We start from the raw sequence: 11,589 nt of genomic DNA, 5'->3' as shown, positions 1-11,589 counted from the left end.
CTTATTTTTTTAATGGACTTATGAATTGAATATCAATATTCAAAATATTTAAGACTGCTATTAGACTGTCCCATCTTACAGATGCTTTATTCTTTTCAATATCAAACACAGTTGTTTTGCCGATACCTGCTAAATCTGCTAATTGGAGCTGCGTCAGTCCAGCAGCTTTGCGATGTTCTTTAATTAACTTTCCTAAATTAAAATCAATCATAATTACTGTTTAAACGGTAAATATACTCAATTTTTATCTTATAAAAATTTAAAACATATGTTTTATGATATATTTTACCGCTTTAACAGTAAATAATTTCAAATATTTAAATAATTACAAAATTTAGTGTTTCATTTAAAAAAATTACTGCCCTAACAGTAATTTTTGTATATATACGGAGTTCCTGTCTTTTTAAGACGACAAGTTAATACTGCATTTAAATTAGAAAAAAAAGATATATATGATCTTCTAAGTATTTCAAGTCTTGTGGCAGAATCGTGGCACATTGATTTTTGATAAAGTAAATTCAGTAAAATCAAGGAAAGCTGAGTTTAGGTTCGAAATCGCTCTAAAACTTGTTGTAGCAATAAAAAAATATGAGGTTTTTATATAATTGGGTCCGCAATACGGATTCAATTTATTTTTTTTGATCCCAAACAGTTTTAAAGTTTGTGCCGACAATGTCGGCACAATTTATTTTATCTTGTTTATTATTTAGTGTACTCGCTTAATTACACTAGTTACGGAATAGATAAGAAAAAATTCTTGTAAAAAATTTATCTATAATTATGCGAGCACCACTTGCACAATTAAAATATAGAAAAGGATTCTAGAAAGTTACTTAGATTCTAAATTTGAAAAAAAATCAAGGTAATCATCGAAAATACTAAATGTAGTACTTAAGTACATACTCGATAAACCAGTTAGGAAGTTCAGAAGGGTCTATTTCTAATGACAATTTATTTTCAGCAATTTTAGCAATTAATTTGTACTCTTCACTTGAATTATCAAATAAATAACATTTGTCTACATTTTCAATCATTGGCATAAGATTGTTTAATGTATTAAAGTAACGGCTTGAAATTTTTTCAGGCGAAACATTATGACCGCCTTTGATTACTCTATTTTCAACTCGCGAAACATTTACCTCAGGATCATCTATACAAATAAAATATAAGTATGTCTTGTAGCCTTTTTGTTTTGCTTCCCTTATTTCTTCAATTTTAGAAGGGTGACTCATTACTGTCTCAAAACAAAAATCAATTTTGCTTTCTTGTAAATGATGTCTTAAAAATGCACTTATAAGAGCTCCTTCGTAACTATGCGTTTCTTTTTGTGCATCAACTATTACATTTTCTTTTAAAGAAAAATCCATTTTATGATTATCTTCTAAAGATTTTTTCAGTAAAGAAATAGCTCTCTCAGTGGTTAAAAATTTATTTAAATCATTTTGAGTAAGATTTAAATTAAATTCACTTAAGTCAATATATCCATTATTTGCCAATTCCTTTTCAATTAAATCAGCATTAAGAAATACCCCAGAATTGTATTTTTTAGAAAAAGAATCAAAGAGAGTACTTTTTCCCGAACCATTTGGTCCTGCAAATATCCGTAATCTTGCTTGAAACATATTACTTTCTTTCTAAAATCATTCCTTTTCTCAATGATGATAAATCAATAGAAGGCTTTGCAATTTTTCTTATAACCTTAAAAGATCTATCAGGATTGACAGCAATAATTTCATGATCACGAATAACTTTTATTGTGATACCTAACGCCATAGAACTTCTGACAGCTTTAGATGATGCAATTTTTGCGGAATCTAACAATGCACTATCTTCCTTAGAAGATAATATAGCTTTTCTACTTTTGGTTCTTGCACTAAAATGTCTTCTTCTATTATTCATAATTCAACTTTGCTCAAAAATACGAAATATCTGCAATTATTACAAGCTTTAATATATGGACTTTCTAGGTTAAAAAAAGTTTAGATTTTTTTATTTCATTTTTTGGGGCAGAATCATGGCACATTCAAGATAAAAGTAAAACCCCAGCATTTACAAAGCAGGACATTATTTGAGTTCGAATGGCAGAGCATCCCTCCTCTAAATTCGGAGAATATGTAAATTATTCAAAAAATAGGCCGTTTGTTGTTCGTACAAACTAAATGTTTAGCTAGCTGTTCTACCGATGCGAAAAATAGTTTATTTGTGATCCTTATGTTGCGGAGTCTGAAGTTCCGAAATAACATGTTTGTCCTGCGTACTCTTCCATACTAATCATAATCCTGATGAATATAGTCATCTTGAAATTTCCATTTGTCTCAGCATCCCTGAAGTCTAGGTTAACCTGCCAGAAATTAGTTTATTTCTAGAGTTTTTTACAACCTAATTACCCTAATTTAGATTATTCAAGTATTACTTCCATTTTATTTTGTTGTACTATAATATAATATTTTTAATGCTAAACCCTATTTCATATTCTATAGAATCGTTTTCTAAATCAGGATCAATATCAATTTCATTTAAAATTAACTTGACAGTTCTATTATCTACGTATGAGTCAATTGCATATGGTAATTCCAAGCCAGTAATTTCTTCAATCAGAGCAATATTGACTTGATAAGTATCTGCATCTTTAAACTGCATAAATCGCTGATCCTCGGACTCCAATTCTTCAATTATGTTATCATCAATCAATAATTTATTTTGACTCATCATAAATCCTACGCGATAAAGATTACCATCTTCTTTTTGAAATACAACAACCTTCCAGAATAAAAATGGAATTTTTATATCTTCATTATTAATTGAAGTAATAAATGTAGGATTGGATGTTAATAATACCGGACCAGTAAATACACAAATTCGAAGTTGATTTTGTTTAGCTTCAGTATGGAGAATATAATCTTCCAAACTTCTCCAAATAGTTCTATTCAAATTTTTATGTTGTGGTACCGCATTGGAATAAAAGAACGTTGAATCAGCAGCATTTAATGCAATTCCAATTGTTTCTCCCCATTGAACATCTTCCCTTTTGGTCATATGGCCTCTGTCAAAATTACTGTTAGCTGCCATATAAAGATCCTTTCCCCACTGTGATTCTTTAGGCAATCTTGGGTCTTTACGCCAATAATCCCTCCTTGGTATCTTTTTAAACATTAATCCATCAATATTAGTTGCTGTATAAAATGGAAATCTATGAGATTTCGACAATTGCAAACTATAGTTAATATATTTAATGACCTGATTTCCTTCCACATCCAAAACCAAATCTCTAGACTGCTGAAGATTTAGCTTGGGCAGAGATACTTCATGACCAAAAATGAATTGCTCCAAATATCCCTTAAACAACATTTTACTATTCATTTCGCTTTTCAATATGTTTATTTTTTACAAAATCAACAATTCTATTTATGTAGATTCCCTCATTTCTAGATTTAAAACCTGCAGGAAGTGCCGGTTCACCAGGTCTACTTCCTCCACCGCTATGATGTAGCGCTATTACATCCCAATCAGAATTGAATACAGGTGATCCGGAAGAACCTTTCAGCGTATCGGTTAAATATTGTACAATCCGATCGTTTGTATTTGTGACTATATTGTGATAAATTGATATTTGTTTAAATTCCCCACCGGGATGCTGAATAATATTAACAAAATCGTTCTTTGAAATATCAACTTCCTTCAATTCTATATAACCATAATTGGACAATTGATTTTCTTCATCCTTTAGCTTAAAAATAGTTGCATCAAACTCATTTATTTCAGAACCATACCATGGACCCGTTTCGTCTATCGCAAAACTTTTTGACGGAAGTGAATTTCCAAAAATATCAAGTTCAAAATCGAAAATAATTTTTGCTTTATGTATATCTTCACGATTACTAATGACATGATAGTTTGTAATAAAAAATAACTCATCAAAATTTTCTATTTTAAATAAAAAACCTGTGCCAACATTAAACCTATTGCTAGCAATCTTAATTTCGACTTTAGCTACGCTTTTGCTCTTTATGACCCCTTTAGCTAGAAAATTGACGGGCAACAATGTTCTTTGCCCCATTGTAAGTACCTCCAATGTACTGGGATCAACATCCTGCCATTCGTCAATTTTGACTTCAGGGCTTAATGAGTATCCTATTTCTTTATCAGACAATGCCGAATTTAAAAATGGATTATCAGGATAATCCATTAATACCGCTTTTACTAATTCATTTAACTTCTCATGTTTAATAGCTTCACTTATAACATAACTCCACACATCAGCAGCGCTTCCGCTTGTATTGATATGCTGTAATTTTAAACCTGTTGCGAGAACAAATCTTGGAATACTTTCTTTGAAAGGCACCAAATCACTTAGCACATCATTTAATTGTGCAATCTTTTTCTTCCAGACCATTAACAATATTAATTAAAAATTTGAGGGTAATCGAAAGCCATCCTATTAATCAGATGTTCGATCTTTTCTTTTTCAATACATAGTGAAATCAATTGTGATGCCATTGATGATGCTGAGTCTTCACTAAGCATCGAGGGGTTTATCCCTATTAATCTTGCTAAACTAAATATTGATATACTTGATTGATAGAATTTTGGCAATTCATTTATTAAACGGTCAATTGCAATATTATTAAAACACGCACCTCTCACTCTTTCATGAAGCAGCTTTAACTTCGCTTTCTCAGAAGGTCTTTGAAGTTCCTGAGGAGACATGTATCTTGCCTCAAAAATTGGACTGACGATATTTGGATTAAGCAAATACTGTCCGTTTCTACCTTCTTTTGTGCGATAATATTCAAAGAAATTTTCAATTTGCAAATCAACATTTTCAACTCTGTTATCTGCTGAGACATAAACAAAATCATATAAAAGCGTATCTTTATGCTCATATTCCATAATCGAAAATGGATGATATGCTACCGGATAACTGTTATTATAAACCTCAATTTTCTTAGGGTTATCTATGATTAAATATCCCCTTGGCAGTCCTTTTGTTGAATCAAACTGTTTTGACCATTGAATATCCATAGGTTGCCATCTGGCTCTTTTAATCCTAACTGAAGAACCATCTTTTATCTTTAGACTATCCAGGACCTGAGGATACAATAAAATTGGTATACCACATGATGCATTAAGGGAAGATGTTACCGACATCAAAACTTTTCCATCTTCTGACGGTGGCAATAACAAGGTACCAATTCCTCCTAATACTTTTCTTGATTTGCCGGGAGGATTAAATTCCATCCATTCCTGGCTTTGAATAGCAATATCATTCTCTTGATGTAAGCGCATAGTTCGAGAATGTTTTGTCCAATAAAGCCCTGGAACTCTAGCAACCCATTTCGAAATCACGAATTTTGACAAAGTAATTTCCTTACCTATTAAAAGGTCGGGATCATCAATAACAGTTCTCCAAAAATGATACTCATCATAGAATTCTTCTGCTCCACCAAACCTTTCAACTATACCAACTTTAGTACTTTCCGATAAAGAATAATTTTGTAGTATTTCAATAATATTAGACCCCTTGTATAAATCTTTTAAACTCATCTTTCTTATGTTTTTATGTAGTTCTTTCGCAGATCATAAATTATTTTAAATCTCTTATTATCACCATATTGTTTTGCAATCTCTTTAAGTAATTTATTCATTGTAGTCTTCTTAAAATGACTTCTACGAATTTTGTAAAGGGCATCACTCCAGATTTCATTTGCCGTACCTCTTGTGAGCAAATCTGATTCTTTTCCGCCTGCCTTCTTCCAAATTGTGGTTAATACAGTACCATTAGGATATAATTCAATTATTAATTCTTGAGTACTTTCCCACCACTGATCCGTTGGAATATTTACTGAGGATATAGTCCCTGAAATGACAAGCGCCGCCTTAGTAATAAAATCCAAAAGGTAATGGCATTCTGCCAAGGCATATTTCCAATTGTTCCGTTTCGAAGCCTTATCATTAATTACGTATGCCGAGCCTGTAAATCGCTTACTGAAAATTAGTTTTCCTAAATGGGTTGCCTCAACTGCAGTGATTTGTCCAGCATAATTGTTAAGATAATCTTTAAGATTAGTGTCATGTAGATTAAACCTCTCGAAAATAGGAATTACACTTTTAATGCTACTTCGATTGTAAAATAAATAATCCCAAACTCCCTTTTGACCGATATGATCAATAATCTCATCGTCTTCAGGTAAGATTGTATTGGGATTCAAGCTAAGATGCTGCAAAAGGACTGCGGATGTTTTAGTCAAAAAATTTATTTTTGCGTTCGGAGCAAATTTTCCCCACAGCTTATTTTTATTTGGATAATCAAGTATATTACCATATTCTGATTCTGAAATTTTAAAAATTAGCTCCTCGGAAATTTCTATATCAGAAATTAAGCCATCAAATAGTCTATGGATTTGAAGTAATGGTTCCTTTAATCCGCTTGAAATCGCATTTCCATTATCTATTGCTTCAAGCCAGATTCTTTGCCAGTTATCATTTAAAACATCCAACCTTTTTAACTCTTTTGGAGAATCTCTGCAGATTTTTCCAGCAATTTTAATTAAACGTCCTTCACCAGACTTAACAGCATAATCGATTATTAAGTTATCTCGTTTCCCCTTAATAATGATATCAATGCATTCATAATTATTTATATCAGTATCCAATTTCAGTAACTTGGTCAAATTCTGTTCTATATTTCGATTAAAATTTAGAAGGTGTGCATATAACCTTAACCAATCATTTTTTAATGATAAATTCGTAAGTTCCTCAATTATGGATGCTGAAAGCTTTTTTGGCATCAGTTGGATAAGGCTTATTTCCGCCTCTTTTGATTGGTCTATAAACCTAGTTATTCTAGATAAATAATCTGCAGATAATTGGATCAAAAAAAATATCACTTCTGAATTCGAAGCATTTACCTTTCCTAAATATAATTCCAGTTCATTTTCAATAAGTAGGTCCCACCAATTTATTTTGCCGGAATTTAAACTTCCAAAAAAGGAATTAACATTTTCTGAACTACTTTTAATCGATAGAATATTTTTTCGCAACCATTGAGACAATGTTTCAGATAATTTCTCCTTAGAATCATTATAACTCTCTGTTCTGAAGTTTTTCAAAATAACAATTTCCGAAAAATTCCTCCCGCCTACTAATTCTATAATTTTTTGAAGCAACTTCTGTTTAAAATCCGATCCTTGTCTATCCGAAGGAGCAAATTTTGCAACAATATGCGAAAGCGTATTTAATTTTTTTAGATCTGAAACTTCTTCTAAGTTTTCGAACGCATCAAGACCTTTTGCTATAAAATTAATATCATCTCTTAAAATTACATCTGAACCAATGGCTATTTCAAAATTTTCTATTCGTTTTTTAACCGATAAATCACCGACTAACAACTTCTCAAGAAACTCTGTCGGATGATGACTATCGTTTTTTCCAATAATGAAAAAATCTGACCTCAGAAACTTGCTGTGAACACTATCCGGCACAGTGATTAAACTAATTCCTTCTATTGCCTTATTATCGTTATTGAAAGAAATTCCAAAGTTAAACTTTACTCTTTCCTCCTCTGTAAGTCGTTTCCAAAGTTCGATAACTGCAAATTGAAAATTCTCCTGTCCAATCCATATTAAAGTATTTTTAAAATTTTTAATTTGTATATAACCATTGATCAGCTTATTAAATCTTCCTTCTATTATTGAAGGCACTAAATCCACAACCTCTTTGTTCTTATATTCTACATCTATAATTTCAAGAGTTAGATTCTTGTCCATTTTTTCAGGGAGGTGATCAATTATTGGAGTCAAGTCATCCATTGCAAGCATATCTCTTTTCCTAATCATTAAGACATGCGAAAACTTCCTGCCTCTTCTTACATCGTTAGATATATCTTCAAAAGTTTTCATTACCAAAAAAAAATCTCCTTCCAAAAAGCCTCGAATAGCGGGATTCCATACAATTCCTCCAGTCTGTTCCTGCAGATCTGCTTTAAAGGCAATATTTTTGGCCAGATTTAGATCTTGGAGAGTTGTGTTAATCAACCCCCAGGCTTTATCTACTTCTCCGCATATTGATTGATGAATTACAATTTTCATTATAAAGCCTCTTCTATAAGTTGAGTTATATCATTTGATTGGGTTCCATCAGAAAGTACCAAGTATCCAAACTGTTCTGGGCCTTCCGTCAAATATTTTTCCTTATTTTCAATTGTGTCAAGAGGAAAACCCTGCGCCGATAACCCAACAATTTTAAGCAGTTCGGAACTCCAATTAGATTCAACAAAATTTAATAAAAGCGGTAGCTTACTTTTCAGTATATCATATGGTTTGTCCGTTGTATTCATTTCGTCCCAACATGTAAGAACGACAGTTAATTTTACTTTCTCATTAAGAATATGATAATCATGTCCTTTAAAATGCAATAAAATTTGTAATAGCTCTATAAAAAAACTTTGATCAGAAATCTTGTCTTCAATAACCGCTTCTGAACGTCCTACGCCTTTTTTGTGTTCTTCAGAATATGTAATATCACTTAAGTCTAATGATTTATTGATATTGTTTAACCTTATAAATAGAACCCAGCTATTACTATCTTCGATTGAAGATTTCCATTCTTTATTAACTTCCCTATTTTGCACAATACTTTGCACCTGCTCTCCTCCATATTCTGGGCATCTTAAATCCACCTGACCTGCTGAAAATTGTATTGGTAAATAAAATTTCACACTTTCCTCCGCTGGCGTCGTTTGTGGTTCCTCGCCAGATGACAAAGCTTCCCTTGCCGCATAAATTGGTGTTAAATCTTCTACTGCTTTGTAAAGTTTAAGATTACTTTTCTTTTTTTGAAGCCTTGAATATAACTGCGATAAAAACACGGTTTTAGATGAATGTGGCTTGCCAATTAATAATATTGATTTATTCATTTAACTTACTTTATAATTTAAAAAAGCATCTCCATCTGAAATTTCACTTCCAAGTACAATTTCTGTCTTGTGAACAGAAAAAAGAACAGAAAGAATCCAGTCAATAACACCAATATTATTCTGATGAACCATTACATCAGGATCATCTTCCGAAAAATTACTGATATCTATTGCTGTATAATCGCCCTCAAAAATTTCTTTCAATTCTTCTTCTAAAGTTTCCTTTATTCTAACGTGAACTTCTCCCTTTCTGTCACTTTTTGACCAGACGGCAATTAATGGTCTGTTTTTTAAATCTGACTTCAACATCTGGGCTAAATCTATAATTTCGGTTTTAGCCTGATTTTTTCGATTAATAAGATCTTCGCAGTCAATAAATAAAATAAATGCATTAGAATGTTTATAAACCCATCTGGCATTTTCTGCTCTTTCATCTTCCCTATTTTGAGCCCAAATAGAGAAAACCTCACCAGATGCATCTGATAAGAGAATGTCTTTTAACAATTTCGATTTACTACGAAGTGCTAAATGCATCAATCTTATATATTGGGCAGGTGTAGGATCAGGAAATGCGACGCTTTGTTTCTGCACTTTTAATTTATGATAAAACTCATCCCATGCCTTAATAGTTTTCGTACCACAAAAATCAAAATCTTGAAGCTTAACTCCCCTTAGAAGTAATGTAAAAAGCATAGCTAAATAGGTTGTTTTTCCAGCATCTGCTCTACCGACCACACCTATTATTAGTGCTGGATTACGAAAAGTTACATTAATCAATTCATTAAAAGTTAAAGCTTCTCCGGTCCATGGCAAATTATTTTTTTTATCTTTCTTGGAACTCGAACTACTTTTGGGCTGCTGTGATTTAGTATTGGTCCAGAATTCGCACTCTGTGTGATTTTCTTTTCCTTCGTGACAGTTAATTGGAGCAGCACATTCTGGATTTGAACATTTTCCTCCCATACTACTTAATATTCAGAATTTTTTCTGATTGAAAATCATGAAAAAACCAATTTAAAAACTCATCTCTAGAAATCTTGGTACTTAAAGGTATTCCAACATTAGCTTCAAATTGCGATATATCTTTCTGATTCCTATACAAGCTATTACAGAAACTTAATAAACAGCATTCATTTCCAGCAATAATTCCTTCTTCAAATATTGCTTTTAACTGCTCAGAATGTTTTAAAATTCCCAAAATAAAATTTTCAATGGTCAGCACTTCATCACTACTGTCTTTGAGGGCTTTATAAGTTCCTTTGAGGAAATAATCAACTGCCTGCGGATATATAGCAGGAATAAAAGCAGAGAAATCATAAGCTAATACCACGCTTAAAATATTTTGATCTATTTCATCGTAACTTAAATTAGCTGATTTTGAATACGATGCTTCTTTCCACCATAAAAGTTCAGATTTAATTTCTGCCGCTTTGTCTCGATTGTAACTATTTTTTTTAATTTGATCTATTTCATTTAATGCATTTTGGACAACTTCTTTATTTTCATTGATAGTTGTTACAATTGCTTTAAGACTAGCATCTACACTATTTTTTATTCCTTTCGCTGCTCTTGAGGGAAATTCGTGCGACCACTCTTCTGGTTCATCAGGTAAATGTGGATTTGGAGAAGAAAAATTGGATTTACCTTCACTATTAGTTGGGCCAACTGCATCTTCCAAATATTTTATTAAATTATCATCATTAAGTAAATACTTAGAAATCTCTTTTAAGTTAAAAACCTTTTCAATTAACATTTTCTCGTCTGACAATGCCCACTCTGTATTTGCTTTACGATCGATTTCGTGCCCTAAATTGGACAGGAATTCGAATATGATTCTCTTCTCTTCTCCAATAAGTGAAAAATACTTCACTACATTCCTAGCTGTAAACCAAATGACTAAAGAATTATTAATATCAACACAAACATTTCTTAATGCTTCAAGCATAACCGCTTTTATAAAAGTTAACGGTGTGTCTTTAGTATTAGATAAAAAAGTACTCCAATTTTTTATAATAATGTCCTTTACTTCTACAATATTTGGATTATCAGCAGAACTATTAGGATTTATTGCAGTCAAAGTAAAGGACTGTATTTTTGCTTTACTCTTTAAAAGTTTTTTTGTTATATCATCTGCTGATTTTTTTAATTTTTTAAAATCATCATCCGCAACTATTGAAATCAGATTAGAATTCAAGTAATCTTGTATCATATATTATTTAGTTTTTTTAATAGTTAATACTTAAAATGTAGCACCGTAAGTTTTTATCAAAATCAATTCCAGTTTATTCGTTAAGTCAGTATTTTCCTTTAAATGCAAAAATCATCGATATATAGCATTGTTGTGTCATAATGTCAAAAAATTTGTCATAAATTGTTACGTAATAAAAAATATTAATCAAATATCAATTATTATATTATTTATTCTTTACGGAAAACCACATTAGTGAAAAATTTTGTAAGTTTATTAAATCATTATTTGATGAATAATAAATTTGCATAGTCGCTTATAATAAATAATAAGTTTTCCAAGATATTGCGCTATCATTAAAACCTTGTAGAAGATGGGTTAACTTGTCAAATGTATTATTTAAACCTAATTCAGCATTACGTATTTACACCTGTTTTTGCCTGATTAAGAGAATAACTTCTTATCACATTTCGAATTATTATAGCAT

The 11,589-nt window shown here is 31.3% G+C and carries 10 protein-coding genes; all 10 read right to left on the bottom strand.

What is annotated here, in order from left to right:
* Window position 1: 1 nt before the first annotated feature.
* The 10 genes from FLA105534_RS17190 to FLA105534_RS17145 all read right to left on the bottom strand — a co-directional run bounded on the left by FLA105534_RS17190 (window position 2) and on the right by FLA105534_RS17145 (window position 11,123).
* Window positions 2-211 carry a helix-turn-helix domain-containing protein gene (locus FLA105534_RS17190; RefSeq protein ID WP_173967327.1) on the bottom strand — a complete coding sequence of 70 codons (210 nt, stop codon included), beginning with the start codon at window positions 209-211 and terminating at the stop codon, window positions 2-4.
* Window positions 212-878: 667 nt separating this feature from the next.
* Complete coding sequence (locus tag FLA105534_RS17185) at window positions 879-1,622, bottom strand: zeta toxin family protein (protein WP_173967326.1); 744 nt, start codon at window positions 1,620-1,622, stop codon at window positions 879-881.
* Between the two features lies 1 nt (window position 1,623).
* The gene (locus FLA105534_RS17180) at window positions 1,624-1,899 is read right to left on the bottom strand and encodes a hypothetical protein (RefSeq protein ID WP_173967325.1); all 276 of its coding nucleotides are present in this window, start codon (window positions 1,897-1,899) and stop codon (window positions 1,624-1,626) included.
* 534 nt (window positions 1,900-2,433) lie between these two features.
* A complete protein-coding gene (locus FLA105534_RS17175) occupies window positions 2,434-3,372 on the bottom strand; it encodes a DNA/RNA non-specific endonuclease (RefSeq protein ID WP_173967324.1) in 939 nt (312 codons plus the stop codon).
* Window positions 3,353-4,393, bottom strand: a complete 1,041-nt coding sequence (locus tag FLA105534_RS17170) for a trypsin-like peptidase domain-containing protein (protein WP_173967323.1) — start codon at window positions 4,391-4,393, stop codon at window positions 3,353-3,355. Before FLA105534_RS17170 ends, FLA105534_RS17175 begins: the two co-directional genes overlap by 20 nt.
* Before the next feature lie 8 nt (window positions 4,394-4,401).
* Entirely contained in the window at window positions 4,402-5,544 is a 1,143-nt protein-coding gene (locus tag FLA105534_RS17165; RefSeq protein WP_173967322.1) for a hypothetical protein, read from the bottom strand.
* 5 nt (window positions 5,545-5,549) lie between these two features.
* The gene (locus tag FLA105534_RS17160) at window positions 5,550-8,087 is read right to left on the bottom strand and encodes a GAP1-N1 domain-containing protein (RefSeq protein WP_173967321.1); all 2,538 of its coding nucleotides are present in this window, start codon (window positions 8,085-8,087) and stop codon (window positions 5,550-5,552) included.
* The gene (locus FLA105534_RS17155; protein ID WP_173967320.1) at window positions 8,087-8,914 is read right to left on the bottom strand and encodes a TRAFAC clade GTPase domain-containing protein; all 828 of its coding nucleotides are present in this window, start codon (window positions 8,912-8,914) and stop codon (window positions 8,087-8,089) included. The genes FLA105534_RS17160 and FLA105534_RS17155 overlap by 1 nt, the downstream gene beginning before the upstream one ends.
* Window positions 8,915-9,877 (bottom strand): TRAFAC clade GTPase domain-containing protein, encoded by a 963-nt coding sequence (locus tag FLA105534_RS17150; protein WP_173967319.1) that lies wholly within the window; start codon window positions 9,875-9,877, stop codon window positions 8,915-8,917.
* 1 nt (window position 9,878) lies between these two features.
* Entirely contained in the window at window positions 9,879-11,123 is a 1,245-nt protein-coding gene (locus FLA105534_RS17145; protein WP_173967318.1) for a GTPase-associated system all-helical protein GASH, read from the bottom strand.
* Window positions 11,124-11,589: the final 466 nt, after the last annotated feature.

Origin of the sequence: Flavobacterium collinsii (assembly GCF_902804485.1) — a bacterium.
GTDB lineage: Bacteria > Bacteroidota > Bacteroidia > Flavobacteriales > Flavobacteriaceae > Flavobacterium > Flavobacterium collinsii.
The sequence above is the reverse complement of the archived record's forward strand: the minus strand, read 5'-3'. Positions and strand labels throughout refer to the sequence as shown.